This is a genomic window from Ruegeria sp. HKCCD6604, from assembly GCF_013110635.1.
GTDB lineage: Bacteria > Pseudomonadota > Alphaproteobacteria > Rhodobacterales > Rhodobacteraceae > Ruegeria.
This window is the reverse complement of sequence record NZ_WVQW01000001.1, coordinates 976,051-1,002,055: the sequence shown is the minus strand read 5'-3', so window position 1 is coordinate 1,002,055 and position 26,005 is coordinate 976,051. Positions and strand designations below refer to the sequence as shown.

Annotated in this window: 29 protein-coding genes; 25 read left to right on the top strand and 4 right to left on the bottom strand. The window is 59.1% G+C overall.

Features of this window, described 5'->3' with window-relative positions; translation table 11 throughout:
• The first annotated feature begins 9 nt into the window (after positions 1–9).
• The 16 genes from nuoF (at position 10) to GS614_RS04915 (ending at position 16,120) form a co-directional block, all read left to right on the top strand.
• Positions 10–1,308, top strand: a complete 1,299-nt coding sequence (gene nuoF, locus GS614_RS04990) for an NADH-quinone oxidoreductase subunit NuoF (protein WP_171725631.1) — start codon at positions 10–12, stop codon at positions 1,306–1,308.
• Positions 1,309–1,313: 5 nt separating this feature from the next.
• Positions 1,314–1,730, top strand: a complete 417-nt coding sequence (locus GS614_RS04985) for an MAPEG family protein (protein ID WP_171115040.1) — start codon at positions 1,314–1,316, stop codon at positions 1,728–1,730.
• Between the two features lie 37 nt (positions 1,731–1,767).
• Positions 1,768–2,118 (top strand): hypothetical protein, encoded by a 351-nt coding sequence (locus GS614_RS04980; RefSeq protein WP_171115042.1) that lies wholly within the window; start codon positions 1,768–1,770, stop codon positions 2,116–2,118.
• Between the two features lie 98 nt (positions 2,119–2,216).
• Entirely contained in the window at positions 2,217–2,621 is a 405-nt protein-coding gene (locus GS614_RS04975; RefSeq protein ID WP_171725630.1) for a DUF5333 domain-containing protein, read from the top strand.
• A gap of 5 nt (positions 2,622–2,626) precedes the next feature.
• Positions 2,627–4,648, top strand: a complete 2,022-nt coding sequence (nuoG, locus tag GS614_RS04970) for an NADH-quinone oxidoreductase subunit NuoG (protein ID WP_171725629.1) — start codon at positions 2,627–2,629, stop codon at positions 4,646–4,648.
• 204 nt (positions 4,649–4,852) lie between these two features.
• Positions 4,853–5,890, top strand: a complete 1,038-nt coding sequence (nuoH, locus tag GS614_RS04965) for an NADH-quinone oxidoreductase subunit NuoH (RefSeq protein ID WP_152458581.1) — start codon at positions 4,853–4,855, stop codon at positions 5,888–5,890.
• 1 nt (position 5,891) lies between these two features.
• Positions 5,892–6,386 (top strand): NADH-quinone oxidoreductase subunit NuoI, encoded by a 495-nt coding sequence (nuoI, locus tag GS614_RS04960; RefSeq protein ID WP_152458580.1) that lies wholly within the window; start codon positions 5,892–5,894, stop codon positions 6,384–6,386.
• The gene (locus tag GS614_RS04955; RefSeq protein WP_152458579.1) at positions 6,383–6,793 is read left to right on the top strand and encodes a carboxymuconolactone decarboxylase family protein; all 411 of its coding nucleotides are present in this window, start codon (positions 6,383–6,385) and stop codon (positions 6,791–6,793) included. The genes nuoI and GS614_RS04955 overlap by 4 nt, the downstream gene beginning before the upstream one ends.
• On the top strand, positions 6,790–7,392 hold the full coding sequence (locus GS614_RS04950) for an NADH-quinone oxidoreductase subunit J (protein ID WP_171115048.1): 603 nt from the start codon (positions 6,790–6,792) through the stop codon (positions 7,390–7,392). Before GS614_RS04955 ends, GS614_RS04950 begins: the two co-directional genes overlap by 4 nt.
• Positions 7,393–7,396: 4 nt before the next feature.
• A complete protein-coding gene (nuoK, locus tag GS614_RS04945) occupies positions 7,397–7,702 on the top strand; it encodes an NADH-quinone oxidoreductase subunit NuoK (RefSeq protein WP_005984024.1) in 306 nt (101 codons plus the stop codon).
• A gap of 6 nt (positions 7,703–7,708) precedes the next feature.
• Positions 7,709–9,859, top strand: a complete 2,151-nt coding sequence (gene nuoL / locus GS614_RS04940) for an NADH-quinone oxidoreductase subunit L (RefSeq protein ID WP_171725628.1) — start codon at positions 7,709–7,711, stop codon at positions 9,857–9,859.
• Positions 9,859–11,403: an NADH-quinone oxidoreductase subunit M gene (locus GS614_RS04935; protein WP_171725627.1), complete on the top strand. Its 1,545-nt coding sequence runs from the start codon at positions 9,859–9,861 to the stop codon at positions 11,401–11,403. Before nuoL ends, GS614_RS04935 begins: the two co-directional genes overlap by 1 nt.
• Before the next feature lie 15 nt (positions 11,404–11,418).
• The gene (gene nuoN / locus GS614_RS04930) at positions 11,419–12,861 is read left to right on the top strand and encodes an NADH-quinone oxidoreductase subunit NuoN (RefSeq protein WP_171115054.1); all 1,443 of its coding nucleotides are present in this window, start codon (positions 11,419–11,421) and stop codon (positions 12,859–12,861) included.
• A 54-nt stretch (positions 12,862–12,915) separates the two neighbouring features.
• Positions 12,916–13,665, top strand: coding sequence for a biotin--[acetyl-CoA-carboxylase] ligase (locus GS614_RS04925; protein WP_152458574.1), 750 nt, complete (start codon positions 12,916–12,918; stop codon positions 13,663–13,665).
• 11 nt (positions 13,666–13,676) lie between these two features.
• Entirely contained in the window at positions 13,677–14,456 is a 780-nt protein-coding gene (locus GS614_RS04920) for a type III pantothenate kinase (RefSeq protein ID WP_152458573.1), read from the top strand.
• On the top strand, positions 14,453–16,120 hold the full coding sequence (locus tag GS614_RS04915; RefSeq protein ID WP_171725626.1) for a ribonuclease J: 1,668 nt from the start codon (positions 14,453–14,455) through the stop codon (positions 16,118–16,120). The genes GS614_RS04920 and GS614_RS04915 overlap by 4 nt, the downstream gene beginning before the upstream one ends.
• 10 nt (positions 16,121–16,130) lie before the next feature.
• Here the strand turns inward: GS614_RS04915 and GS614_RS04910 are convergent, their stop codons facing one another.
• Positions 16,131–16,832, bottom strand: a complete 702-nt coding sequence (locus GS614_RS04910; RefSeq protein WP_171168614.1) for an NUDIX hydrolase — start codon at positions 16,830–16,832, stop codon at positions 16,131–16,133.
• 25 nt (positions 16,833–16,857) lie between these two features.
• Entirely contained in the window at positions 16,858–17,256 is a 399-nt protein-coding gene (locus GS614_RS04905) for a DUF983 domain-containing protein (RefSeq protein WP_171115058.1), read from the bottom strand.
• 219 nt (positions 17,257–17,475) lie between these two features.
• Between GS614_RS04905 and GS614_RS04900 the strand changes: the two genes are divergently transcribed.
• Genes GS614_RS04900 through GS614_RS04885 form a run of 4 tightly spaced genes read left to right on the top strand, consistent with a single transcriptional unit; the run spans position 17,476 to position 19,383 of the window.
• Positions 17,476–17,946: an EF-hand domain-containing protein gene (locus tag GS614_RS04900; protein WP_171167334.1), complete on the top strand. Its 471-nt coding sequence runs from the start codon at positions 17,476–17,478 to the stop codon at positions 17,944–17,946.
• Positions 17,947–17,952: 6 nt separating this feature from the next.
• Entirely contained in the window at positions 17,953–18,570 is a 618-nt protein-coding gene (locus GS614_RS04895; protein ID WP_171167336.1) for an RNA polymerase sigma factor, read from the top strand.
• The gene (locus GS614_RS04890) at positions 18,560–18,913 is read left to right on the top strand and encodes a hypothetical protein (RefSeq protein ID WP_171167338.1); all 354 of its coding nucleotides are present in this window, start codon (positions 18,560–18,562) and stop codon (positions 18,911–18,913) included. Before GS614_RS04895 ends, GS614_RS04890 begins: the two co-directional genes overlap by 11 nt.
• Positions 18,910–19,383, top strand: coding sequence for a periplasmic heavy metal sensor (locus tag GS614_RS04885; protein WP_171725625.1), 474 nt, complete (start codon positions 18,910–18,912; stop codon positions 19,381–19,383). The genes GS614_RS04890 and GS614_RS04885 overlap by 4 nt, the downstream gene beginning before the upstream one ends.
• Before the next feature lie 5 nt (positions 19,384–19,388).
• On the opposite strand, the gene GS614_RS04880 is transcribed toward GS614_RS04885, so the two are convergent.
• Complete coding sequence (locus GS614_RS04880) at positions 19,389–20,789, bottom strand: diguanylate cyclase (protein WP_171725624.1); 1,401 nt, start codon at positions 20,787–20,789, stop codon at positions 19,389–19,391.
• Positions 20,790–20,877: 88 nt separating this feature from the next.
• On the opposite strand from GS614_RS04880, the gene GS614_RS04875 reads away from it, so the two are divergent.
• The 5 genes from GS614_RS04875 (at position 20,878) to GS614_RS04855 (ending at position 25,252) form a co-directional block, all read left to right on the top strand.
• Positions 20,878–21,162, top strand: coding sequence for a DUF3572 domain-containing protein (locus tag GS614_RS04875; RefSeq protein WP_171115067.1), 285 nt, complete (start codon positions 20,878–20,880; stop codon positions 21,160–21,162).
• Between the two features lie 24 nt (positions 21,163–21,186).
• Complete coding sequence (locus tag GS614_RS04870; protein WP_171725623.1) at positions 21,187–21,879, top strand: HAD family hydrolase; 693 nt, start codon at positions 21,187–21,189, stop codon at positions 21,877–21,879.
• A 118-nt stretch (positions 21,880–21,997) separates the two neighbouring features.
• On the top strand, positions 21,998–23,557 hold the full coding sequence (locus GS614_RS04865; protein ID WP_171725622.1) for a trimethylamine methyltransferase family protein: 1,560 nt from the start codon (positions 21,998–22,000) through the stop codon (positions 23,555–23,557).
• A gap of 118 nt (positions 23,558–23,675) precedes the next feature.
• Positions 23,676–24,263, top strand: coding sequence for a heme NO-binding domain-containing protein (locus GS614_RS04860; protein WP_171167348.1), 588 nt, complete (start codon positions 23,676–23,678; stop codon positions 24,261–24,263).
• A complete protein-coding gene (locus GS614_RS04855; RefSeq protein WP_171725621.1) occupies positions 24,260–25,252 on the top strand; it encodes a GGDEF domain-containing protein in 993 nt (330 codons plus the stop codon). Before GS614_RS04860 ends, GS614_RS04855 begins: the two co-directional genes overlap by 4 nt.
• Positions 25,253–25,289: 37 nt before the next feature.
• Here GS614_RS04855 and GS614_RS04850 read toward each other — a convergent pair whose 3' ends face one another.
• Entirely contained in the window at positions 25,290–25,988 is a 699-nt protein-coding gene (locus GS614_RS04850; protein WP_171115078.1) for a CbiX/SirB N-terminal domain-containing protein, read from the bottom strand.
• Positions 25,989–26,005 lie beyond the last annotated feature (17 nt).

Here is a 26,005-nt window from a genome sequence, read left to right as displayed (position 1 = left end):
TAACACGCGATGCTGAAGGATCAGGACCGGATCTTTACCAACATCTACGGGATGCATGAACGCACGCTGAAAGGTGCGCAGGCTCGCGGGCATTGGGACGGCACTGCTGGCCTGATTGAAAAAGGGCGCGACTGGATCATCCAGACGATGAAGGATTCCGGGCTGCGCGGACGCGGCGGTGCGGGTTTCCCGACTGGTCTCAAATGGTCGTTCATGCCCAAGGAAAGCGACGGGCGCCCGTCCTATCTGGTGGTCAACGCGGACGAATCCGAACCCGGCACCTGCAAAGACCGCGAGATCATGCGCCATGATCCGCATACGCTGATCGAGGGCTGCCTGATCGCGTCTTTCGCCATGAACGCTCACACCTGCTACATCTATCTGCGTGGTGAGTACATCCGCGAACGCGAGGCGTTGCAGGCCGCGATCGACGAGGCCTATGACGCGGGTCTTCTGGGCAAGAACGCCGCCGGCTCGGGCTGGGATTTCGACCTGTTTCTACACCATGGGGCAGGCGCCTATATCTGTGGCGAGGAAACCGCGCTGATTGAAAGCCTCGAAGGTAAAAAGGGCATGCCGCGGATGAAGCCGCCGTTCCCCGCAGGTGCGGGCTTGTATGGCTGCCCGACGACCGTGAACAACGTCGAATCCATCGCTGTCGTGCCTACGATTCTGCGTCGTGGGGCGGATTGGTTCGCAGGTTTCGGCCGCCAGAACAACGCGGGCACCAAGCTGTTTGCAATCTCGGGTCACGTCAACAACCCCTGCGTGGTCGAAGAGGCGATGTCGATTTCCTTCGAGGAGCTGATCGAGACCCATTGCGGCGGCGTTCGCGGCGGCTGGGACAATCTGCTGGCCGTGATCCCCGGTGGATCCTCCGTTCCGTGTGTGCGCGGTGAGAACATGCGCGACGCGATCATGGATTTCGATTATCTGCGCAACGATCTGGGCTCGGGGCTTGGAACGGCGGCGGTGATCGTGATGGACAAGTCCACCGACATCATTAAGGCGATCTGGCGCTTGTCGAAATTCTACAAACACGAAAGCTGCGGCCAGTGCACGCCCTGCCGCGAAGGCACCGGCTGGATGATGCGGGTCATGGACCGCTTGGTGCGCGGCGAGGCCGAGCTGGAAGAGATCGACATGCTGTTTGATGTGACCAAACAGGTGGAAGGTCACACGATCTGCGCCCTTGGCGATGCGGCCGCCTGGCCGATCCAGGGCCTGATCCGGAATTTCCGCGAAGAAATCGAAGATCGCATCAAGGCTCAGAAATCGGGCCGTATGGGTGCGATGGCGGCGGAGTGATCGGGATGGACATGTTTGCAGAATACAGCCACGCGATTTCATCGGTTGTGCTTTTCACGCTGGTGGTTCTGTTCCTGGCCCCGTTTTCAGCACTGGCCAAGCAGGGCAAGGGCCTCGCGCCGGGGGCAACCCCTGAGCAGGACTATTCCGACCAGGCCTATCGACTGAACCGGGCCTATCTGAACGGAACGGAAACGCTTCCGGCGTTTGTGGCTGTTGTGACCGCGGCGGTATTGCTGGGCGCCAGCCCGTTCTGGGTCAATCTGCTGGCGTCTGTCGCTTTGGTTGCGCGGTTGGTGATGCTGGTGGTGCACATCAAAGGCATAGGCAAGCCGAACAGTGGCCTTCGGTCCGTGCTGTATGTGTTGGGCTGGGCCTGCATGTTTGTGATTGGGCTTATGGCATTGGTGGCGGCGTTCTGATGGCGTCCCGGCAGATGAGAACACGAAGAGGGATAGTATGAAGGCCCCAAGAACCCTTGTAGTCCTGCTGGCACTGGCAAGCGTGTCCGCCTGCGGCATCATCAAGCCGTCGGAAGATCGTATTCTGTTCGATGGAAAGGCGTTCAAGGCAAAGGCGAAGGCGGTCGACAAGAAAGCATCGCCAACGGACTTTACCGTTGTGGTGAAGGGTGCGTCCGCATCGCTGGACGGCGCACGTGAGGCCGGCCGTCATGAAGGAACCAAGTTTTGTGTGCAGAATTTCGGGTCTTCGCGGATCGATTGGAAAGTGGGGCCGGATACTGAACCGCAAAACCTGCGCATCAGTGATGATCAATTGACCTTTGCGGGAAAATGCCAACGGCCATGACGCGCGGTTTTGCATATCACGACACGGATTGCCGGCCGCTATTGCCTAGCAAGACCGGACCGGTTCGTTTTGGTGCGTCCAAAACGAAGGGAATATCCATGTCTTTTGCCAAAACACTCACCCTGGCTGCCTTGGTGACATTGCCTGCCGTAGCAAATGCGAAGCCGCCCTTGAGGGATGTCAAAGAGATCGACGACGAACTCTACTACATCGCCATCGCAAATGAAATTTCGGAATATTGCCCCTCGATCAGCGGGCGTCGATTGAAAGCGATCAGTGTGATGTGGGGGCTGCGCTCCAAGGCGAACAAACTGGGGTATTCGGACACCGAAATCCGCTCTTACATCGAATCGGATGCTGAAAAGGACCGGATGCGCGCCAAGGGCGAGGCGTATCTGGCTTCGAATGGCGTGACCTATGACAACCCCAACACATTCTGCACTCTGGGGCAGAAGGAAATCCAAAGAAACAGCGCCATTGGCGTTTATTTGAGGGCGAATTGAAAGCCATGTCTGACCTCCGCAAGATCAATATCGACGGACAGGAAATCGAAGTCGATGGCGCGATGACCCTGATCCAGGCTTGTGAACAAGCCGGGGTCGAAGTGCCGCGCTTTTGTTATCACGAGCGTCTGTCGATCGCTGGCAATTGCCGGATGTGCCTGGTCGAGGTCGTCGGCGGGCCGCCGAAACCTGCGGCCTCCTGCGCGATGCAGGTGCGTGACCTGCGCCCGGGGCCTGAAGGCCAGCCCCCGGTGGTCAAGACGAACTCGCCCATGGTCAAAAAGGCCCGCGAAGGCGTGATGGAGTTCCTGCTGATCAACCATCCGCTGGATTGCCCGATCTGCGATCAGGGTGGCGAATGCGACCTTCAGGATCAGGCGATGGCCTATGGCATGTCGGGATCCCGCTTCAAGGAAGCAAAGCGGGCGGTCGATGACCTGGATCTTGGCCCGCTGGTTGGCACTGCAATGACCCGCTGCATCAGCTGCACGCGCTGCGTGCGCTTCACCACCGAAGTTGCCGGGATAACTCAGATGGGTCAGACCGGGCGCGGTGAGGATGCCGAGATCACCTCGTATCTGAACCAGACGCTGGATTCGAATTTGCAGGGCAACATCATCGATCTGTGCCCTGTCGGGGCGCTGACCTCCAAGCCCTACGCCTTTACTGCGCGTCCGTGGGAATTGACCAAAACCGAAAGCATCGATGTGATGGATGCGTTGGGATCGAACATACGCGTCGATACCAAAGGTCGTGAAGTCATGCGTTTCCTACCGCGCAATCATGACGGCGTGAACGAGGAGTGGATCAGCGACAAGACACGTTTCGTCTGGGATGGCCTGCGCCGTCAGCGTTTGGACAAGCCCTATGTCCGAGAAAACGGAAAGCTGCGCCCGGCCTCTTGGTCCGAGGCGCTGACCAAGGCAGCAGAGGCGCTGAAGGGCGCCGAGAAACCTGCCGGTATCGTGGGCGATCTGGCTCCGGTCGAGGCGGCGTTTGCGCTGAAACAGATGATCGAAGGGCAGGGTGGTGTTGTCGAATGCCGTACCGATGGCGCAAAGCTTCCGGCGGGCAATCGTGGCGCTTACGCTGGTACCGCCGCGATTGAAGACATCGACACCACGGAACGCATCCTGCTGATCGGTACCAACCCACGTGACGAAGCGCCTGTCCTGAACGCGCGTATCCGCAAGGCGTGGGCGCATGGGGCCGAAGTCGCTTTGGTCGGTCCTGCGGTCGATCTGACATATGAGTATCACCATGTTGGCGATGATCGAACAGCGCTGCAAAAAGTTGTCGACATGGGCGGAGATGATGAGATCAAGGGCAAACGTTCGTTGGTCATCATCGGGCAGGGCGCTTTGCAGGAAGCGGACGGCGCCGCCGTGCTGGCTGCTGCGCAAGCCATCGCGGCCAATACGGAAAGTGGTCTGATCGTTTTGCACACTGCGGCGTCGCGCGTCGGTGCGATGGATGTAGGCGCCACGAACGAAGGCGGAATGGACGCGATCAGCGCCGCCGACGTGATCTACAACCTTGGTGCGGATGAGGTCGAGATCGGCGAAGGCGCCTTTGTGATCTATCAGGGCAGCCATGGTGACCGGGGCGCACACCGCGCCGATGTGATCCTGCCAGGCGCGGCCTATACCGAGGAAAACGGCGTGTTCGTAAACACCGAAGGTCGCCCTCAACTGGCGATGCGGGCCGGTTTTGCGCCGGGTGAGGCGAAGGAGAACTGGGCCATCCTGCGCGCCTTGTCGGCCGAACTGGGCGCAACACTGCCCTACGACTCTCTGGCGCAGTTGCGCACGGCCTTGATCGAAGCGGTTCCGCATCTGGCCCGCATCGACGAAGTGATCGAGAACGAAGTGAAAGCTCTCGACACCGGTACTCTGGGCAACGCAACTTTCCGCTATGCGATCAAGGACTTCTACCTGACCAACCCGATTGCACGGGCTTCACAGCTGATGGCCGAGCTGTCGGCACAGGCGCAGGCCCGCAAATCCGAGAAGATCGCGGCGGAATGACCCAGACCTGTTTCATATCGCAGGCAAAAGCAGCTGCCGGGTGGCAGTTCGCCGCGCCAGATTTGCGTGTGAAACCGAATATTAAGGGTGGCGCAATGGCGGCAGATGCTGTTTACACCAACGCGCCGACCCAGCCGCAATTTGCGCAGGCTTCTGGCCTTTGCATCGCGCGCGGAAAACGGAATACCCACGGTGTGAGGACCAATGGCTGAATTCTTTAACACCCCAGGCGGAATAGCCATCATCATTTTGGCGCAAGTGCTTGCCGTTGTTGCCTTTGTGATGATTTCACTGTTGTTCCTTGTTTACGGCGACCGCAAGATCTGGGCTGCTGTCCAGATGCGCCGCGGCCCCAACGTGGTGGGCGTCTATGGCCTGCTGCAATCGGTGGCGGATGCCCTGAAATATGTGGTGAAAGAGGTCGTCATTCCTGCGGGCGCCGACCGGACGGTCTTTATCCTCGCACCGCTGACATCCTTCGTTCTGGCCATGATCGCCTGGGCGGTGATCCCGTTCAACGATGGCTGGGTTCTGTCGGATATCAACGTGGCCATCCTCTATGTATTCGCCGTGTCCTCGCTCGAGGTTTATGGCGTGATCATGGGCGGTTGGGCGTCGAACTCAAAGTACCCGTTCCTGGGCTCGCTGCGCTCGGCCGCGCAGATGATTTCCTACGAGGTTTCGATCGGCCTGATCATCATCGGTGTGATCATCTCGACCGGCTCGATGAATTTTGGTGACATCGTGCGTGCTCAGGACGGCTCGTTCGGGTTCTTCAGCTGGTACTGGCTGCCGCATTTCCCGATGGTGTTCCTGTTCTTCATCTCGGCCCTGGCCGAAACCAACCGCCCGCCCTTCGACCTGCCCGAGGCGGAATCGGAACTGGTCGCCGGTTATCAGGTCGAATACTCGGCCACGCCTTTCCTGCTGTTCATGGCAGGCGAATACATCGCGATCTTCCTGATGTGCGCGCTGACCTCTCTGCTGTTCTTCGGCGGCTGGCTGTCGCCGATCCCGGGCCTGCCCGATGGCGTGCTGTGGATGGTCGCCAAGATGGCGTTCTTCTTCTTCATCTTCGCGATGGTCAAGGCGATCACGCCCCGCTACCGCTATGACCAGCTGATGCGGCTGGGTTGGAAAGTGTTCCTGCCATTCTCGCTGGCTTGGGTGGTTTTCGTGGCCTTCGCGGCGAAATTCGACTGGTTCTGGGGCGCATTTGCCCGTTGGAGCGTAGGAGGCTGATATGACTCAAATTGACTATACCCGCGCTGCCAAATACTTCCTTCTGCAAGACTTCTGGGTCGGCATGAAACTGGGGCTGAAGTATTTCTTCGCCCCCAAGGCCACGGTGAACTATCCGCACGAAAAGGGGCCTCTGTCCCCACGTTTCCGCGGCGAACACGCTCTGCGCCGCTATCCCAATGGCGAGGAACGCTGTATCGCCTGCAAACTCTGCGAGGCGATCTGCCCTGCGCAAGCCATCACCATCGACGCCGAGCCGCGCGAAGACGGCAGCCGCCGCACCACGCGCTATGACATCGACATGACCAAGTGCATCTATTGCGGCTTCTGCCAAGAGGCCTGCCCGGTCGATGCCATCGTCGAAGGCCCGAATTTCGAATTCGCAACGGAAACCCGCGAAGAGCTGTTCTATGACAAGCAAAAACTGCTGGACAACGGCGAACGCTGGGAAGCCGAGATCGCCCGCAATCTGGAACTGGACGCGCCTTACCGATGACTGACAGCCCGACAAATCCGTTCGAGCTGATGATGAAGCAGGCTCAGGACATGGCCAAGGCGATGAACCCGGCGATGGAAAGCTTCTCGCCCAAGGGGTTCGAGGCGCTGTGGCCGACCATGCCGAAAGAGGTCATGGAGATGATGTTCGGCAACACCGTCAACAAAGACGGGCTGGATGCCAAGACCCGCCTGCTGCTGACGCTGGCCGGGCTGACCTGCCAGGGCGCGCAGGCGGATTCGGCGGTGCGTCAGACCGTGCGCCACGCTCTGGAAGCTGGTGCCAAGAAACAAGAGATCGTGGAAACGATCGGTCAGATGTCGGTCTTTGCCGGCATCCCGGCCATGACCCGCGCGCTGGATCTGGCGCAAGAGGTCATGGGCGACAACGAGGATGAGGATCAATGACCGTCTTTGCCTTCTATCTGTTTGCCATCAGCGCCATCACCGGCGGGCTGTTCACGGTGATCAGCCGCCAGCCGGTGCACTCGGTGCTGTGGCTGATCCTGGCGTTTCTATCCTCGGCGGGGCTGTTCGTGCTGCTGGGGGCCGAGTTCGTGGCGATGCTGCTGATCATCGTTTACGTGGGCGCGGTCGCGGTTCTGTTCCTGTTTGTGGTGATGATGCTGGACGTGGACTTTGCCGAGCTTAAAGCCGAAATGGCACGCTATATGCCGCTGGCCTTGCTGATCGGTCTGGTCATCCTGATGCAGTTCGTCATGGCCTTCGGGGCCTGGGACAGCGCGCAAGGTGCGGCGGCCAATCTGGCGCAGCCGGTCCCGGCGGACCGTCACAACACCGAGGCGCTTGGCGTCATTCTTTACGATCAATACTTCCTTCTGTTCCAGCTGGCGGGCCTGATCCTGCTGGTGGCCATGATCGGTGCCATCGTGCTGACGCTGCGCCACCGTCAGGACATCAAGCGTCAGGACATCGTCGGCCAGATGATGCGCGACCCGGCCAAGGCGATGGAATTGAAGGACGTGAAACCGGGGCAGGGACTTTGAGACCATGATCGGACTTGAACACTATCTTACGGTCGCGGCGACGCTGTTCGTCATCGGCATCTTCGGTCTCTTCCTGAACCGCAAGAACGTCATCATCCTGCTGATGAGCATCGAACTGATGCTGCTGGCGGTGAATATCAACCTCGTGGCGTTTTCCAGTTTCCTCGGCGATCTGGTCGGGCAGGTCTTCACGCTGTTCGTGCTGACCGTTGCGGCGGCCGAGGCGGCGATCGGGCTGGCCATTCTGGTCTGCTTCTTCCGCAACCGCGGCACCATCGCGGTTGAAGACGTCAATATGATGAAGGGGTAAGGGATCATGGAAACCACAATCCTCTTTGCCCCGCTGGTGGGTGCGCTGATCTGCGGCTTTGGCTGGAAGTTCATAGGCGAGAAAGCGGCCATGTGGACGGCCACGGGCCTGCTGTTTCTGGCCTGTCTGCTGTCATGGCTCGTGTTCTTCTCGTTCGATGGGCAGACACAACAGATCGAGGTCATGCGCTGGATCGAAAGCGGATCGCTCTCGACCTCGTGGGCCATTCGTCTGGACCGGCTGACCGCCATCATGCTGATCGTGGTCACCACGGTTTCGGCGCTCGTGCATCTCTACAGCTTTGGCTACATGGATCACGACCCGCAATGGCGCGAAGGCGAAAGCTATAAGCCGCGTTTCTTCGCCTATCTGTCCTTCTTTACCTTCGCCATGCTGATGCTGGTGACGGCGGACAACCTTGTGCAGATGTTCTTTGGCTGGGAAGGCGTGGGTGTCGCATCCTACCTCCTGATCGGCTTCTACTATCGCAAGCCTTCGGCCAATGCGGCGGCGATGAAAGCGTTCATCGTCAACCGTGTGGGCGACTTCGGCTTTGCTCTGGGCATCTTCGCGCTGTTCTTCCTGACCGACAGCATCAACTTTTCGGACATTTTCGCATCGGCACCCGCGCTTGCTGAAGAAAAGCTGCATTTCCTGTGGGGCGAATGGACCGCGGTCGAGGTGATCTGTGTTCTTCTGTTCATCGGTGCGATGGGTAAATCCGCGCAGCTGATCCTGCACACCTGGTTGCCCGACGCGATGGAAGGCCCGACGCCGGTGTCGGCCTTGATCCACGCGGCCACCATGGTGACAGCGGGCGTGTTCCTGGTCTGCCGCATGTCGCCGCTGATGGAGTTCGCGCCGGGCGCGACCGGGTTCATCACCTTCCTTGGGGCCTCGACAGCGTTCTTCGCGGCGACCGTGGGTCTGGTACAGACCGACATCAAGCGCGTCATTGCGTATTCGACCTGTTCCCAGCTGGGATACATGTTCGTGGCCGCGGGCGTCGGCATGTACTCGGCGGCCATGTTCCACCTGTTCACGCACGCTTTCTTCAAGGCGCTGCTGTTCCTGGGCGCCGGTTCCGTGATCCACGCCATGCATCACGAGCAGGAGATGACGGAATACGGTGGTCTGCGCAAAAAGATCCCTTACACCTTCTGGGCAATGATGATCGGAACGCTGGCCATCACAGGTGTCGGCATTCCGCTCACCACAATCGGTTTTGCCGGGTTCCTGTCCAAGGACGCGATCATCGAAAGCGCCTATGCGGGTGGAACCGGGTACGCCTTCTGGATGCTGGTGATCGCGGCGATGTTCACATCGTTCTATAGCTGGCGTCTGATCTTCCTGACCTTCTATGGTAAACCGCGTGGCGACAAGCATACGCATGACCATGCACATGAAAGCCCGATGACCATGCTGGTGCCGCTGGGCGTTCTGTCGTTGGGTGCGGTGTTTGCCGGGATGATCTGGTATGGCAATTTCTTTGGCCATGCGGACAAGGTCGGCAAGTTCTACGGTATTCCGGTTGCCGAAGCGTCAGAACATGCCGAGGCCGGTGATCATGCGGCGGCGGATGCTTCGCACGGTGAAGACAGCCATGCGGATGAAAGCCACGCAGCTGACGGCCATGCCGATGAAGGTCATGGTGAGAAGGATGCCAAGGGTGGCGATCATCACTATGTCTTTGCGGGCCAGCCCGGCGAGGGCGCGCTTTACATGGCGCCGGACAACCATGTTCTGGACGATGCGCATGCGGCTCCGAAATGGGTCAAGGTTTCACCCTTCGTCGCCATGTTGCTGGGCTTTGTCGTGGCCTACTGGTTCTACATCGTGAACACGTCGCTGCCGGCACGTCTGGCTGCAAATCAGCGTCCGCTGTACCTGTTCCTTCTGAACAAGTGGTATTTCGACGAAATCTACGATGCGGCCTTCGTAAAACCCACCGTGGCGCTTGGCCGCTTCCTGTGGAAACGCGGTGACGGCAATACAATCGATGGCTTCCTGAACGGAGTAGCAATGGGCGTTGTTCCCTTCTTCACCCGCCTCGCCGGCAAGGCGCAGACCGGGTACATCTTTACCTATGCCTTCTGGATGGTGCTGGGCATCGCGGCCCTTGTGACCTGGATGTCGATCGGCGGAGGGGCCCAGTAATGGACTATATCCTTTCGATCGTCACGTTTATCCCCGCCATCGCCGCAGGCATTCTGGCGTTGTTCCTGCAGGGTGACGATGCGGCGGCACAGCGGAACGCCAAGTGGATTGCTCTGCTGGCCACCACTGTGACCTTCCTGGTTTCCATCGGCATCTATACAGGCTTTGACCCGTCGAACCCCGGCTTCCAGATGGTGGAAGAGGGTGAGTGGCTGATGGGCCTAAAATACAAGATGGGTGTTGATGGCATCAGTGTCCTGTTCGTTCTGCTGACGACCTTCATCATGCCGCTGACCATTCTGGCCAGCTGGAATGTCACGAACCGCGTCAAGGAATACATGGTTGCCTTCCTGCTGCTGGAAACGCTGATGCTGGGCGTCTTCATGGCGCTTGATCTTGTACTGTTCTACCTGTTCTTCGAGGCAGGTCTTATTCCGATGTTCCTGATCATCGGGATATGGGGCGGCAAGGATCGGATCTACGCCAGCTTCAAGTTCTTCCTCTATACCTTCCTCGGCTCGGTCTTGATGCTGGTCGCCATGGTTGCGATGTATGCGGATGCGGGCACCACGGATATTGCCGCGCTGATGACGCACCAGTTCTCGTCCGAGGGCTTCAGCGTGCTGGGCATTTATGTTGTCGGTGGCATGCAGACCCTGATGTTCCTGGCCTTCTTTGCTTCGTTCGCGGTGAAAATGCCGATGTGGCCGGTGCACACCTGGTTGCCGGACGCCCACGTTCAGGCGCCCACGGCGGGCTCGGTCGTACTGGCGGCGATCCTTCTGAAGATGGGCGGCTATGGCTTCCTGCGGTTCAGCCTGCCGATGTTCCCGGTGGGTTCGGCCGTGATGACCGATCTGGTGCTGTGGATGTCTGCCATCGCGGTTGTCTATACCTCGCTGGTGGCGCTGGTGCAGGAGGACATGAAGAAGCTGATCGCCTATTCCTCGGTCGCGCATATGGGCTTTGTGACCATGGGTATTTTCGCGGCAAACCAGCAGGGCATCGATGGCGCGATCTTCCAGATGCTCAGCCACGGGTTCATCTCGGCAGCGCTCTTCTTGTGTGTCGGCGTGATCTATGACCGGATGCATACCCGCGATATCGAGGCCTATGGCGGTCTGGTGATCCGGATGCCCGCATACGCGCTGGTCTTCATGCTGTTTACCATGGCCAATGTCGGCCTGCCGGGCACATCGGGCTTCATCGGCGAATTCCTGACCCTGATGGGCGCGTTCCAAGTCAACACCTGGGTAACGGCGGTGGCTGCGACCGGTGTGATCTTCTCGGCGGCTTATGCGCTGTGGCTCTACCGTCGGGTCGTGTTTGGCGATCTGATCAAGGAAAGCCTCAAGGCGATGACCGACATGAGCTCGCGCGAGCGGTTGATCTTCGCCCCTCTGATCGTGATGACCATCCTGCTGGGTGTCTACCCGTCGCTGGTAACCGATGTGATCGGGCAATCCACAGCGGCTCTGATTTCGAACTATGACACGGCTCTGGCCGCGGCTGAGGCTGCGACCCAGACAGCCGCTTCGCATTAAGGGAGCTTTGGGGACATGATCCAGGCTGATCTGACAATCATCCTGCCGGAAATCGTTCTGGCGCTTTATGCGATGGCGGCGCTGCTGGGTGCTGTCTACACGACAAAGGACGGGCTGGCGCCTCTGCTGGTCTGGACCACGGCAGGTCTTATGGCCCTTCTGGCAATCTGGATCGCAACTCAGGGCGGGGGTACAAACGTGGCCTTCAACGGCATGTTCGTCGATGACGGCTTTGCCCGCTTTGCCAAGGTTGCCATCCTGCTGTCGGCGGGTGCCGTTCTGGTCATGAGCCAGGAATACATGGCGCGCCGTGATCTGCTGCGTTTTGAATACCCGTTGCTGGTGGCACTGGCCGCCGTGGGGATGATGATGATGGTCAGCGCAGGCGATCTGATGTCGCTTTACATGGGGCTCGAGCTGCAATCGCTGTCGCTTTATGTCGTGGCTGCTCTGCGTCGTGACAGCGCGAAATCGACCGAGGCAGGTCTGAAGTATTTCGTGCTGGGTGCGCTAAGCTCGGGACTGCTGCTTTATGGCGCGTCGCTGGTCTATGGCTTCACCGGCACCACGTTGTTCTCGGGCATCATCCAGACAGTTCACCATGGCGATGTTTCGTTGGGGCTGCTGTTTGGCCTGATCTTCCTGATCTCGGGTCTGGCCTTCAAGGTCTCGGCCGTACCGTTCCATATGTGGACGCCGGACGTTTACGAGGGGTCTCCCACGCCGATCACGGCCTTCTTTGCCACGGCCCCCAAAGTTGCGGCGATGGCGTTGTTCGCGCGCCTGTTGCATGACGCGTTCGGTGGCGTTGTCGAAGACTGGCAGCAAGTGATTGTCCTGCTGTCCGTACTGTCGATGTTGCTGGGGGCCGTGGCCGCGATCGGGCAGCGCGACATCAAGCGTCTGATGGCGTTTTCGTCGATTGCCCATATGGGCTATGCGCTGATTGGCCTTGCCGCCGGTACCGAGCTGGGTATCAAGGCGATGCTGATGTATCTGGCCATCTACGTGACCATGAATATCGGCACCTTCGCCTTCATTCTGATGATGGAGCGTGACGGCAAACCCATCACCGACATTGACGCTCTGCGGCAATACTCCAAGCGTGATCCGGGCAAGGCGCTGGCGGTGCTGATCCTGATGTTCAGCCTTGCGGGCGTGCCTCCGATGCTTGGTTTCTTTGCGAAATTCGGCGTCTGGCAGGCGGGCGTCAGTGCGGGTCTGACCGGTCTGGTCGTCGTCTCGGCCATCGCTTCGGTCATCGGTGCCTTCTATTACCTGCGGATCGTGTTCTACATGTATTTCGGGGCCGAGAACGAAGAGCCGATCGAAACCCGGTCGACCCCTGTTCTGTGGGTGGCATTGATGGGGTCTGCGGCCCTGATGCTGGTCGGTATCTTCTATCAGTTCGGCGTCGAGGGCGCGGCAGCAGCCGCGGCGGCCACGCTTGTCAACTGATCGTTTTGCACAACCGGAAAGAGGGGCTCGGTCGCGCGACCGAGCCTTTTTGATATGACAAAATGGCCCCAAGGCTATGGCCTGCACGAGGTGCAGGAAGTCGACAGCACGCTGAATGAAGCGGCGCGGATTGCTCCGAATGCGCGTGGTCCCGTCTGGATCATGGCGCATCACCAGACGGCGGCGCGCGGGCGGCGCGGACGAAGCTGGGCCAACCCGATGGGCAACCTGGCGGCGACCTTGCTGATGCGTCCTCAGGGCGCGCCGGAACAGGCGGCTTTGCGCAGTTTCGTGGCGGCGCTGGCCCTTTTTGACGCATGTGTCGCCGTTACCGGGCGGGCTGCCGGACTGTCGCTGAAATGGCCCAATGACGTGCTGCTGAACGGCGGCAAGCTTGCCGGTATCCTGCTGGAAAGCACGGGGCAGGGGCATGGCGTGGGGCATCTGTCCATCGGCATCGGAGTGAATCTGGCCAATGCCCCGGATGCCGACGCGGTAGAGCCCGGTGCGGTTCGTCCCGTCTCACTTCTTTCGGAAACCGGGGCACATGTCTCGCCCGAGGATTTTCTGACCGAACTGGCCGCGGCCTACGCCGCGTATGAAACCCAGTTCGTCACCTATGGGTTCGAACCGATCCGCACCGCCTGGCTGTCCCGCGCGGCCCGGTTGGGCGAGGTCATCACCGCGCGGACCGGTACGTCAGAAACGGTTGGAACCTTCGAAACGGTGGACGCAAGCGGTAACCTTGTCTTAAACACCGCCAAAGGCCGCGTGAGCATTCCTGCGGCGGATGTCTATTTCTGAGAGGGGCGCGGATGCTTCTGGCCATCGATTGCGGCAATACCAATACCGTCTTTTCGATCTGGGACGGTGAGGAGTTTTTGTGTACCCTGCGCACCTCGACCCACCATGCGCGCACGGCAGACGCTTATTTCACCTGGTATTCGACGCTGGTGAAGCATTACGGGATCGAGGCGGACATCACCGATGTGATCATCGCCTCGACCGTTCCGCGCGTCGTGTTCAACCTGCGTATCTTCGCCGATCGTTTTTTTGGTTGCAGACCATTGGTTGTGGGCAAGCCCGATTGCCTGTTGCCTGTCCCGCCGCGTGTGGATGAAGGCACGGTGCCTGGCCCGGATCGACTGGCCAATGCCGTGGGCGCTTTTGACCGCCATGGTGGCAATGTGGTTGTCGTGGATTTCGGAACCGCAACGAATTTCGACGTTGTCGCCGCCGACGGCGCATATGTGGGGGGCATTATCGCCCCCGGTGTGAACCTGAGCCTTGAGGCCCTGCATCAGGGCGCCGCGGCGCTGCCGCATATCGATGTCTCCCGACCTGACAAGGTGATCGGTACGAATACGGTTGGTTGTATTCAATCGGGCGTGTATTGGGGATATTCCGGTTTGATCGAGGGGCTGATCGCCCGGATCAAGGCTGAATATGGAATGCCGATGAAAGTCGTTGGAACCGGAGGGCTGGCCCCCTTGTTCGATCAGGCCGACGTGGGGTTCGACGCAATCGAGGATGATCTGACGATGCACGGCCTGACCGTGATCCATCGCTACAACAAGGATAATGGCTCCGTATGAGCAGTGAAAGATTGATCTACCTGCCGCTGGGTGGCGCGGGCGAAATTGGCATGAACGCCTATGTGTACGGCTACGGTGAACCGGGAAAGGAACGCCTGATCCTTGTGGATCTGGGCGTCACTTTTCCCGATATGGACACAACGCCGGGCGTTGACCTTATCTTTGCCGATATCTCATGGCTGAAAGAGCGTGCCGACCGACTGGATGGTGTTTTCATCACGCACGCCCATGAAGACCATGTCGGTGCCGTGGCCCATTGTTATGAAGCTTTGGGCGCGCCGGTCTATGCGCGCGCCTTCACGGCCAATATCGCGCGCCGCAAGATGGAAGAACACGCACACCCGACCGAGGCGGTCACGACCGTTTCCGCCTGGCCTGAACAGGTGTCCGTCGGGCCGTTCACGGTTGGCTTCCTTCCTGTTTCGCACTCGATTCCCGAAAGTGCCGCATTGGTCATCGACACCCCCGCAGGGCGTGTCGTGCATTCGGGCGACTTCAAGCTGGATGCTGCTCCGGTCGTTGGAGAGGCTTTTGACCCTGACCTGTGGGCCGAGGTCGCCAAGCCCGGCATCAAGGCGCTGGTCTGTGACAGTACGAATGTGTTTTCGACCCATCCGGGGCGTTCGGAATCCGAAGTTGGCCCCGAGATTGTCAAGCTGGTCGAAGGCGCGGAAGGTATGGTCGTGGCGACCACTTTTGCGTCAAACGTCGCGCGGGTCAAAACGCTGGCCGAGGCGGGTGCGCGGGCCGGGCGTTCCGTCGTCCTGCTGGGGCGCGCGATGCGTCGGATGATCGAAGCCGCGACCGAAACCGGTATTCTTGCGGATTTTCCCAAGGTGATCAGCGCCGAAGAGGCTCTGGACCTTCCGCGCCAGAACCTGATGCTGATCGTGACCGGCAGCCAGGGGGAACGACGGGCCGCAAGCGCCCAACTGGCCCGTGGCAAGTACCGTGGTCTGGAGCTGGCCGAGGGCGATCTGTTCCTGTTTTCCTCGAAAACCATTCCCGGGAACGAGCGGGGCGTGATCTTTATCATGAACCAGCTCAGCGAAAAGGGCGTGGATGTCGTCGATGACAGTTCGGGCCATTATCATGTCTCGGGCCATGCGAACCGGCCGGACCTCGAGAAAGTGCACGCACTGACCGATCCGCAATTCGTGATCCCGATGCATGGCGAACACCGGCACCTGCGCGAGCATGTCAAACTGGCAGAGCAGGGCGGCAGAACCGGAGTGCTGGCAGTGAACGGCACCATGCTGGATCTCAGCGGCAATGCGCCTGTTGTCGTTGATTATGTTGAAACCGGTCGCACATATCTGGACGGCACCGTTAAGATCGGCGCCCTTGACGGCGTGGTGCGGGATCGTATCCGCATGGCTTTGAACGGCCATGTTACGGTGACGGTGGTTCTGGACGAAGAAGACGAACCGCTGGGCGAGCCGTGGTGCGATACCATGGGGCTGCCCGAAACCGGCACGTCCCGTGCCGCGTTGGTCGAAGTTCTGGAAGAGGACCTGAACCAGTTCCTGATGCGGGCCGCCGCCAAGACCCTGCGCGATGACGACAAGCTGGAAGAAGAAATGCGCCGCATCGTGCGGCAGACAGCCAAAGCCGAAATTGGCAAAAAGCCCGAAGTGACGGTGGTGGTCAGCCGGATGCGGTGAAACCGATCCGTCAGTCGTGGGTTGGCATCGGATAGCCCCTGAGACGCAGGAACAGGTTGGCTTCTTCGTTGTTTTTGTAGAATGGAACCGACGATGGCGGCTCGGGGGACGTAACCCGGGCCGCTATTTCCGCCAGAACGACCTCGGTGATAAACGGCAGATCCAGATCCCGTGCCCGATCCAGTGGCACCCATTGCAGGTGCGACAGCTCATCCGAGGCGTGACTGAAATCATCCACATCACCTTGCAGAGCGTCGGCGTCGACCAGAAAGAACCGCGCATCAAACCGGCGGGGCCGGCCAGGCGGAGTTACCGCGCGAAAGACGAACTGAAGCGCAGCGGCAGTTGGCAGGTAACCCAACGCGGCAAAGCTCTGCCAATCGTCAGATACATGACCGGGCCATGTGCCCGGCTGGCCAAGAACAAGACCGGTTTCTTCCCAAAGCTCGCGTATGGCGGCCGCGGCGAGGGCGCGTTGAGTCCCCGGCTCGGCCTGTTCGCCCAAACGTTCAAAGCACAGATCCGGCAAATCCGTTGCCAATGGAACATCCGCGTCAGCCGGATCAACCGCGCCACCGGGAAAGACGAACTTGTTCGGCATGAAGGCCGCTTTGGACCCGCGCTGCCCCATAAGGATCGAGGGGTTTGTCCATCTGTCCCGCAGCACGATAACCGTCGCTGCGTCCCGGATGGCTGTTTTGTCGGGTGTCATGTCCAAACTGGTCAACTGGGTCGGGTCACGCGGTTTTTCCAAAGCCATGCATGCGGCGTGCCCACTGATACGCCACCACCGCACCTTTCAGGCGTGGCAACAGGTACAGGGACAGGGCAACGCAGGCGACGGAAAAGCCGATGGCCATGGTCCACGGATCGGGCCGCCAATGCACATAGGACACGTGCAGAGCTGGCGCCAGCAGGTGGCCGACCAGTAGGATTGTCAGGTAGGCGGGCCCATCATCTGCGCGATGGTGAAACAACTCCTGCCCGCAGTTCGAGCAGGAGTCATTGACCTTGAGATAGCTGTGCAACAGCTTGCCTTCCCCGCAGTTGGGGCATTTGCAGCGAAACCCCTTGACCAGGGCGGGCCATGTCTCACGCTCATCTTCAGAGGTCGTTTCGATCGTCTGATCCGTCATAATGTAACTCGCGCAGTAATCTTTTGCGGATAATGGGCCTGATCGTGAAAATTTAAAAGGGGGGTGCGTCGCTTTGCAACGTCTGCCCGACACGTCGGCATGGGGCGACCCCGAACCTTTCAAAAATAAATTCGATTTCAGCGACGGATATCCTGGCGCCGCCCGTTTGAATGGGTATGAGCGGCGGCACTCGGGCCGCGTCAACAAAAGGAAACGGAAATGAAAAACGTTACATTCATCTCGGCCATTGTTATGTCGGCTGTTGCGATTACCGGTACTTCTGTTCTGGCCGCTGGCCCGGGTGGCCGCGAGCCGGTGTCCTTTCAGGAACTGGACGCCGATGGCGATGGTCAGGTGACGCAACAAGAGATGGAGGCGCATCGCACCGCTCGTTTCACCGAGGCGGACACCAATGGGGATGGAATGCTGAGCCAGGAAGAAATGCAGGCTGCCGCCCAGAAGAAAGCCAGCGATCGGGTTGCCAGGATGTTCGAAAACAACGACGCGAACAAAGATGGCTTCCTCAGCCAGGATGAGTTGCCGAAACCGCGCCGGGCTGACAAGATGTTTGATCGGATGGATGCGGACAACAGTGGCGGAATCTCGGAACAGGAATTTGCCGATGCCAAAGATCGGATGGGACGGCACCATAAGAAAAAGCATCAAAAATCGAATGCAAGCGATAACTGATGCAGGATGGAGGATCTGACCTCCCACCCACAAGATGTTCGCGGTGCGGATTGCGCCGCGAACACACTCAGCGACGATGCGTTGCTGAGGCAATTCGCCGACGGCGAGGCGGGGGCAGCACGGATCCTGACCGATCGTTTGGGGCCACGCTGTTACTCGGTTGCTTTGCGCATGTTGGGCAATCGGGCCGAGGCGGAAGACGTGACGCAGGATGCGATGATGCGGTTGTGGCAGATGGCGCCGAATTGGGTTTCGGGTCAGGCCAAGGTATCGACCTGGCTGTATCGGGTGACGCTGAACCTGTGCGTGGACATCAGGCGCAAGAAGACACCCGACAGGTTGTCGGACGTTCCCGAGCCCGAAGATGGCAAGGCCAGCGTTGTTGACCGCATGCAGGACGAGGCGCGCAAGGAGGCCTTGCAGTCGGCTTTGGCAGAGCTGCCCGAGCGGCAGCGACAAGCGGTCGTGCTGCGCCATATTGAAGAGCTGCCCAACCCCGAGATTGCCGGGATAATGGGCATTTCGGTAGAAGCAGTTGAAAGCCTGACCGCAAGAGGCAAGCGCAGCCTGACCGCGATCTTGGCCGGACGACGCGAAGAACTGGGGTATGACAATGGCGGATGAAGACCTGGAACTGGATCACTTGTTTGCACAAGCACAGCGGCAGCGACCAGCACTGCCGGACGATCTTGCCGTGCGCATCCAGACGGATGCTGAAACTGTTCGCCTCGGTCGCCTTGCGCCCGCACCGCAGCCGATGCCTTCGATATGGAACAGGTTGATAAGCAATGTAGGAGGATGGCAGGGCCTTGGCGGGCTTGTCGCCGCAAGCGCTGCCGGGGTCTGGATCGGGTTTTCCGCACCGGCCTTTCTGCCGGACCCGGCCAACCTGTTGACGTCAGAGGAGACACCCTTCCTCGTCGCGGACCTTGGATTTGACTCGAGTTTTCTGGAGAGCACGGAATGAACGCTGATCCCAAGCCCAAACGCAGGTGGGTTCCTGTCGTCCTGGCCCTGTCACTGGCGCTGAACCTGCTGGTTGTCGGTGTCGCTGTGGGCACCGTATTGCGCCTCAAAGGTGGGGATCATGCCAAATCACCACCCGGCTTCGGCCCCGCGTTGTACCGGGCCCTGCCCAAGGATGATCGAAAGGCGATGCGGGGCGAGCTGACGGTCCTGCACAAAAAGGGATCCAAGGGTCGTGCTCAGGATTTTGAAGCGCTCAGTCAGGCGTTGCGTGCAACGCCCTTTGACCCGGTGGCCGTTCAGGTTCTGTTGCAACAACAAGCACAGGCCACCGCCGATTTGCAGCAGGCCTTGCAAACGCAATGGCTGGCACGTGTGACCGCCATGAGTGATGAGGAACGGCAGGCCTATGCAGACCGATTGCAGGAGGTCGTCAAACGCGGGCCGCATGGGCACAAGAAAAGAGACTGAACAGATCAGGCGGCACTTTGCCTGATACTCACCTGATTGCGCCCTGCCTTCTTCGCAGCATACAGCGCTTTGTCCGCGGATTTGATAAGGTTTTCCACGCTTTCAGCCGCACAGTCTTGCTGGGCGAAACCGACCTGAGACAACTTCAACCCGATACTGACCGTCACATCAACTTGTGCCCCATGGTCCGGTAACAGGAACGGGGACTGGCAGATGCTGTCACAAACGGTTTCGGCCAGGTTCAACGCCTGTTTGGGCGATACATCGGGCACGCCGATCATGAACTCTTCCCCCCCGATGCGGGCGACAAAGCCACGGGATCCCAAGGCATTTTGCATACGTTCCGCCGCTTGCGTCAAAACGTAATCGCCGCTTGCATGACCATGGCCATCATTGATTGCCTTGAAGTGATCCAGATCGGCCAGCATGATCGCAAAACTGCGCCCTGATCTGGCGGATTGGCGCGCGATTTGATCCAGCGCGCGCATGGCGTAGCGGCGATTGTGCAGCCCGGTCAACGGGTCGATCCAGGATTCCGCGATGCCTCTTTTGAGAGAGACCCGCATCTGATCCAGTCGCGCTTTGCGGGCAATCTGGTTTTCAAGCCGCAGCAGGATCTCCTGCGCGCAGAACCCGCCCAGACAGACAGCATCGGCCCCTCGGTCCAGAGCTTCCGAAGCCTGTCCGGCGTCTTCGTCTTTCAGCACCCCGATCAAAACCGTGTGCCGAGTCACGCCGCGTGATCTCAGGTCGGCAAGGATATTCAGACCTGCCGGGTTCGAGCCCAGTTCAACCACGATCGCATCAGGAACAGAGCCGGACAAAACACCTCGCAGGTTTGACTGAAGATGCCAGTTCAAATCAAATTGACGTTGATCTTCCAGGGCCTTTTGCCAAAGCGTGCCGTTTCGGGCCGTGTGGGTCAGAATATCAACCCGCGCCGCTTTGGACGGTCTGATTACCGGTTGGGCCGGCTCTGCGAAGCCAATCGGTTGCGATCCGTTGCTGACCTGCAAATCCTGAGTGGCCGCACGGGCACGCAGAAGGCTGCGAATCCGCGCCAACAACAAAGTGTCTTTGAACGGGTGCGTCAGAACATCATCCAGCCCGTCCTTCAACGCCCGCAACCGGGCGTCCCGGTCATTTTGCGCGGCAATCACCACGACCGGAACGTCGTCAAGGCCGGGTTCCTTCGCGATCGCCTTCTTCACATCCGCAGCCGTTCCGTCCGGCAACGTCTGGGCCGTCAGAACCAGATCCGGTTGCGTACGCCGCACGAGTGCGGGCAACCCTTCAAGCTTTTCGCCCTGCACCACGTGATACCAGGCCGCCGTCAGCTGTACCTTCAGCATGATGCGATTGGTCGATACCCCGTCGAGGACAAGGATGGTTCCCTGCACAGACATAGTTGTTCACCGTTGATTGCATGCGTGAACAAAGTGTTTATGACTCTGGTTAACAAACCCTTTCCAAGACCGGATCTGACCCAAGTTTATGCCGATATCCTCTGATTCCGCCGAAACTCTTGCGCTGACGGCCCTGGCCTGGCTGGTCAGAAATGACGAGCTTTTGCCTGTTTTTCTGGGCTCTACGGGCGCATCGATCGAGGATGTGCGCGATCGGGCAAGCGATACCGAGTTTCTGGCATCGGTTCTTGATTTTCTGGTGCTTGACGATTCGTGGGTCATGGCGTTTTGTGACGCCAATTCACTCGCCTATGATCTTCCCGCCCAGGCAAGGGCGGTATTGTCCGGCGGCGCTGAGATACACTGGACATAACCATATTTTCCGCAGGAGCACCGGATGCCGATAGATGCGATCATCTTTGACAAAGATGGCACGCTGTTTGACTTTGCCAATACGTGGGGAGGGTTCGGACGCTCGATGCTGTTGCGCCTGTCCAACTGGGACGAAGATCGCGCCACCGAGCTTGGCCGTGTCATCGGATATGATTTCGAGCAAGGGAAATATACCGAAGACAGCATTGTAATCGCCGCCACGGTCGAGGAAATCGCAGAAGTTCTGATTGCCCATGTCGATGGCGTGACCTTGCAGGAGATCATTGATTTGATGAACTCCGAGGCCGCCTCGGCCCCGCAGGTGCCCGCCGTGCCATTGGTTCCTTTCCTGGAAGGTCTGCAAAATTCCGGAATCAAGCTGGGCGTTGCGACGAATGACAGTGAACATCCCGCTTTGCAGCATCTCGAATCTGTCGGAATAAGGGGGCATTTCGATTTCGTCGCCGGGTATGACAGTGGTCACGGGTTCAAGCCGGGACCGGGCCAGTTGCTGGCCTTTGCCGCCCATATCGGGGTCGAGCCATCTCGTATAGCGATGGTGGGTGACAGTCTTCATGACTTGCAGGCCGGGCGTGCGGCGGGGATGACCACGATCGGTGTTTTGACCGGTTTGGCCGAGGCGGATGCATTGGCTCCGATGGCGGATGTGATTTTGCGGGATATCGGACATATTCCCGAATGGTTGGCCAAAATCTGATTTTCAAATCCGAGATTCGACAAAACGGGATGAAAAACCGACATATTCTGTCGCAGACGGAGCGGCCATAGGCGTCTCTTCAGGGCTTGCTTTACGAAAGCAAGAACAGGAGGCACCGATGGCCGAGACCAAGACACGCAAGCGCCGCGGAGGAGGGCGCGCAGGGGCAGCTGCGCGCAGGGGCAGTGCAGCGATTGACCAGATGCCCTGGGATCCGCCGGTCAATATCGATCGCCCCACAGAACCTTTGGATCAGGCCGGTATCGAAGCGATCCATGAAGGGGCGATGCGCATCCTCGAAGAGATCGGGATCGAGTTCTACAACGAAGAGGCAATAGGCATCCTGCGCGAGGCGGGTTGCACCATCGACGGCGACAATGTCCGCATGGGGCGGGACTTTGTCATGGAGATGATCGCCAAGGCTCCCAGCCGTTTTTCGATCACCCCTCGCAATCCGGATCACAAGATCGAAATCGGCGGGAAGAACATCCTGTTCGGCAACGTCTCTTCCCCGCCGAATTACTGGGACATGGAGATCGGGAAAAAAGTACCGGGCAATCGCGAGATGTGCCGGAACCTTCTGAAGCTGACGCAATACTTCAACTGCATCCATTTCGCCGGCGGATACCCGGTCGAGCCGGTCGATATCCACGCCAGCGTGCGCCATCTGGACGTGCTGTACGACAAGCTGACCCTGACCGACAAGGCGATGCACGCCTATTCGCTGGGCAAGGAACGCGTCGAAGATGTCATGGAGATGGTGCGCATCGCAGGCGGTTTGAGTCACGAGGAGTTCGAAGCCGCGCCGCGGATGTATACCAATATCAACTCGACCTCGCCGCTGAAACACGATCACCCGATGATCGACGGGTGTCTGCGCCTGGCGCGGCGTGGTCAGGCGATTGTTGTCACGCCCTTTACGCTGGCGGGTGCGATGGCCCCCGTTACCATGGCGGGTGCCGTGGCGCAGTCCTTGGCCGAGGCGCTGTGTGCCATTGCGCTGTTCCAATACGTGCGCCCCGGTATTCCCTGTGTGATCGGTACATTCACGTCGAATGTGGATATGAAATCCGGCGCGCCGGCCTTTGGAACACCGGAATATATGCGTTCGACCCAGATGACCGGCCAGATGGCGCGGTTCTATGGTTTGCCCATGCGGTCTTCGGGTGTTTGTGCGGCAAATGTGCCGGACGGGCAGTCGGTGTGGGAGACTTCGAACTCGCTTTGGGCCGCCGTGCAATCGGGCACCAATATGGTCTACCACGCAGCCGGTTGGCTTGAGGGCGGTCTGATCGCCAGCCCGGAAAAGTTCATCATGGATTGCGAAATCCTACAGCAAATTCAACGCTATATGAACCCCGAGTTGACCGCCACAGGGCCGGACGAGATTGCACTGGATGCGATCCGGGCAGTCGGCAATGACGGTCATTTCTTTGGCATTCAGCATACGCAGGATCGCTATACCACGGCCTTCTATCAACCCTTCCTGAGTGATTGGAAAAACTATGAAGGATGGGAGGTCGCCGGCGGTATCTGGACGGCAGAACGCGCGCATCACATGTTCAAGGAGATCATCTCGAGCTTTGAAGCCCCCCCGATCGATGAAGGCATTCGCGAGGAGCTGGCCGCTTTTGTCGAACGCCGCAAAGCGGAAGGCGGCGCGCCCACGGATTTCTGACCGGACAGGTGGTATCGCGCTGATACTCGGTTGAATTCGCTACAACTCAGGGTGGATTTTGGCTATTTGTTAAGGTTTTTCCGGCCACAGTGCACAGGACACCAAACTGGGGCAACTGATGCATGGTCTGATCAATCGGGCGATACAGTCCTTTGTCTGTGCGACCTACGGGCGATCCTGCTGGTTGCGCGTGACCGAAGCCGCGCGGCTGGGGTTTGTCGAGTTCGAGGCCATGCTCGTCTATGACGATGACATGACGTCCAAGGTAATGGAGGCGCTGAGCGCAGACCTCGATCGGCCGCAAGCCGAAGTGTTTGAGGACCTGGGAACGTATCTCGTGTCTCATCCGAATATGGAAGGGCTGCGCCGACTTCTCAGGTTCGGCGGCGTCAGTTACGTGGAATTTCTTCATTCGCTCGACGATCTGGCGGACCGCGTGCGGCTGGCCGTGTCTGATTTGACCCTGCCGGCCTTGGAACTGAGAGAGCTGTCAGCCACGGAATTTCAGCTGAGTTGCTCTCCGGGCCTGCCAGGGTATTCCAATGTCATGGTTGGGGTCCTGCGCGCAATGGCGGATGACTATGGTGCGCTGGTGATGCTGTCACACGAGGGGCAGCAGCAAGGCAGTGACGTCATTTCCATCATGTTGGTTGAAAGCGCTTTTGCTGAGGGGCGGCATTTTGATCTGGGGGCTCGGAACGGATGACAGATATCCAAGAACTGGCAGGTCTGCTGGAAACGCTTTGCCCGATGTTCCTGTTGGTGGACCAAAACGGGCATATTCAGCAAGCAGGTCCGACCCTGCAAAAGTTGCGACCTGAACTGCCGCTGGTGGGGCAGGGATTTCTGGATGTGTTTGAACTGATCCGCCCCAGAACGATCACCACCATTCCCGCCCTGATGTCAATGGCGGGGGCGAAGCTGCATCTGAGGTTTCATGATGAACCGCGCACAACCCTCAAAGGCTTGGTCGCTCCTTTGCCGCGTTCCGGTGGCGCGGTCATCAATCTGTCATTTGGTATCTCGATTTTGGATGCGGTACGGGACTATGCGCTGACAAGTGCTGATTTCTCGGGCACGGATCTGGCGATTGAGCTGTTGTATCTGGTCGAAGCCAAATCCGCCGCGATGGAGGCATCCCGCTCTCTCAACCTTCGGCTACAGGGTGCGATGCTTGCAGCCGAAGAGCAGGCCTTTACCGACACATTGACCGGGCTGAAGAACCGCAGGGCAATGGATCACTTGCTCGAGCATTTGATTTCGGGAAATTCCACCTTCGCGCTCATGCATCTGGATCTGGACTTCTTCAAATCTGTAAATGACAAGCTGGGCCATGCGGCGGGTGATTTTGTCTTGCAGCAGGCCGCCCGCATCATGCAGCAGGAAACACGAAGCAACGACACCGTGGCCCGGGTCGGGGGGGATGAATTCGTCATTATTTTCAAAGATCTGACTCGGGAAGATACTCTGGCCTGCATTGCTGGTCGTCTGGTATCAAGGTTGAATGAACCGATGACCTTTCAGAATCAGAGTTGTTCGATCTCGGCCAGTATTGGCACTGCCTTGTCCACGCAGTTCGACTGCCCCAACGCCGCCGACATTCTTCACGCAGCAGATTTGGCCCTTTATCAGGCCAAGCGCGACGGCCGGTCTTGCCATCGCATGTATTCAGCGTTGAGCAAGGCGCAAACCTGAATGCGTTCAGAAAACACGATGGGCACGTATCGGGGCTTCAGGCTGAATCGAATGCCGCATTTATCTTTTTGGCTATCTGTTGCCGGATCGGAGGCAACTCTCCCACCACCGGCAGGACCACGCCTGAAAACCCCGCGCGATCCAGCTCTTGCGGGACGTCTTCCTGCACATGCCCTCCGGCACAGGCAAAGAACGGAAGGCACAGCGCCTGATCTTCGGTACCGTTTGCAGCGTCAGATATGGAAGGAGGCTCTTCAACGAAACCGACGCGAACGGATTTGAACGCCATCAGTTCTGCAAGCTGTTTCGCAAACTGCAACGCCACGGTCGACGGGTTGCGGCTGCGCCCGGAACCATGCGCGGCAATGACCAGATCGGTGGACCGAGCGGCCCAGTGTTTGTCGGACAATTCCGATCGCAGGGCCTCTGCGGTCAGGGCCGGCAGGTCCGGGTCAATTCCAAGCGGGTCCAAAATCCGTGCCGGATGGTGCCCAAGCCGTTTGGGTAGAGCGCTGGTGACAAACCACCCTTTTGCCATGAAAAGTGGATAGATGACCGAGTTTTCGTGCGCGCGGTTCAGCATCGACTCCAACGCACCCGGCGCCGCCAGGGTCGCCGAATCCACCGCTACATGCCCGGTAAGCGCGTTGACCTTGGCGGCGAATGCCGCAAGTGCAGCTTCGGCCGGTTCCGGGTCTGACGGTTGGCCATGAGCGACAATTATGGCATGTGACATTCGGATCTCCTGCTGCG

Excerpts from the sequence above, each read along its gene's own strand:
- nuoF (WP_171725631.1), top strand. The coding sequence starts at position 10 with ATGCTGAAGGATCAGGACCGGATCTTTACCAACATCTACGGGATGCAT.
- GS614_RS04950 (WP_171115048.1), top strand. The coding sequence starts at position 6,790 with ATGACCGTCTTTGCCTTCTATCTGTTTGCCATCAGCGCCATCACCGGC.
- GS614_RS04910 (WP_171168614.1), bottom strand. The coding sequence starts at position 16,832 with ATGACACCCGACAAAACAGCCATCCGGGACGCAGCGACGGTTATCGTG.
- GS614_RS04935 (WP_171725627.1), top strand. The coding sequence starts at position 9,859 with ATGGACTATATCCTTTCGATCGTCACGTTTATCCCCGCCATCGCCGCA.
- nuoN (WP_171115054.1), top strand. The coding sequence starts at position 11,419 with ATGATCCAGGCTGATCTGACAATCATCCTGCCGGAAATCGTTCTGGCG.
- GS614_RS04915 (WP_171725626.1), top strand. The coding sequence starts at position 14,453 with ATGAGCAGTGAAAGATTGATCTACCTGCCGCTGGGTGGCGCGGGCGAA.
- GS614_RS04860 (WP_171167348.1), top strand. The coding sequence starts at position 23,676 with ATGCATGGTCTGATCAATCGGGCGATACAGTCCTTTGTCTGTGCGACC.
- GS614_RS04875 (WP_171115067.1), top strand. The coding sequence starts at position 20,878 with ATGCCGATATCCTCTGATTCCGCCGAAACTCTTGCGCTGACGGCCCTG.
- GS614_RS04900 (WP_171167334.1), top strand. The coding sequence starts at position 17,476 with ATGAAAAACGTTACATTCATCTCGGCCATTGTTATGTCGGCTGTTGCG.
- GS614_RS04925 (WP_152458574.1), top strand. The coding sequence starts at position 12,916 with ATGACAAAATGGCCCCAAGGCTATGGCCTGCACGAGGTGCAGGAAGTC.
- GS614_RS04885 (WP_171725625.1), top strand. The coding sequence starts at position 18,910 with ATGAACGCTGATCCCAAGCCCAAACGCAGGTGGGTTCCTGTCGTCCTG.
- GS614_RS04985 (WP_171115040.1), top strand. The coding sequence starts at position 1,314 with ATGGACATGTTTGCAGAATACAGCCACGCGATTTCATCGGTTGTGCTT.
- GS614_RS04880 (WP_171725624.1), bottom strand. The coding sequence starts at position 20,789 with ATGTCTGTGCAGGGAACCATCCTTGTCCTCGACGGGGTATCGACCAAT.
- GS614_RS04890 (WP_171167338.1), top strand. The coding sequence starts at position 18,560 with ATGGCGGATGAAGACCTGGAACTGGATCACTTGTTTGCACAAGCACAG.
- GS614_RS04855 (WP_171725621.1), top strand. The coding sequence starts at position 24,260 with ATGACAGATATCCAAGAACTGGCAGGTCTGCTGGAAACGCTTTGCCCG.
- GS614_RS04870 (WP_171725623.1), top strand. The coding sequence starts at position 21,187 with ATGCCGATAGATGCGATCATCTTTGACAAAGATGGCACGCTGTTTGAC.
- GS614_RS04895 (WP_171167336.1), top strand. The coding sequence starts at position 17,953 with ATGGAGGATCTGACCTCCCACCCACAAGATGTTCGCGGTGCGGATTGC.
- GS614_RS04865 (WP_171725622.1), top strand. The coding sequence starts at position 21,998 with ATGGCCGAGACCAAGACACGCAAGCGCCGCGGAGGAGGGCGCGCAGGG.
- GS614_RS04975 (WP_171725630.1), top strand. The coding sequence starts at position 2,217 with ATGTCTTTTGCCAAAACACTCACCCTGGCTGCCTTGGTGACATTGCCT.
- nuoK (WP_005984024.1), top strand. The coding sequence starts at position 7,397 with ATGATCGGACTTGAACACTATCTTACGGTCGCGGCGACGCTGTTCGTC.
- GS614_RS04955 (WP_152458579.1), top strand. The coding sequence starts at position 6,383 with ATGACTGACAGCCCGACAAATCCGTTCGAGCTGATGATGAAGCAGGCT.
- nuoH (WP_152458581.1), top strand. The coding sequence starts at position 4,853 with ATGGCTGAATTCTTTAACACCCCAGGCGGAATAGCCATCATCATTTTG.
- GS614_RS04980 (WP_171115042.1), top strand. The coding sequence starts at position 1,768 with ATGAAGGCCCCAAGAACCCTTGTAGTCCTGCTGGCACTGGCAAGCGTG.
- GS614_RS04850 (WP_171115078.1), bottom strand. The coding sequence starts at position 25,988 with ATGTCACATGCCATAATTGTCGCTCATGGCCAACCGTCAGACCCGGAA.
- nuoG (WP_171725629.1), top strand. The coding sequence starts at position 2,627 with ATGTCTGACCTCCGCAAGATCAATATCGACGGACAGGAAATCGAAGTC.
- nuoL (WP_171725628.1), top strand. The coding sequence starts at position 7,709 with ATGGAAACCACAATCCTCTTTGCCCCGCTGGTGGGTGCGCTGATCTGC.
- GS614_RS04905 (WP_171115058.1), bottom strand. The coding sequence starts at position 17,256 with ATGACGGATCAGACGATCGAAACGACCTCTGAAGATGAGCGTGAGACA.
- GS614_RS04920 (WP_152458573.1), top strand. The coding sequence starts at position 13,677 with ATGCTTCTGGCCATCGATTGCGGCAATACCAATACCGTCTTTTCGATC.
- nuoI (WP_152458580.1), top strand. The coding sequence starts at position 5,892 with ATGACTCAAATTGACTATACCCGCGCTGCCAAATACTTCCTTCTGCAA.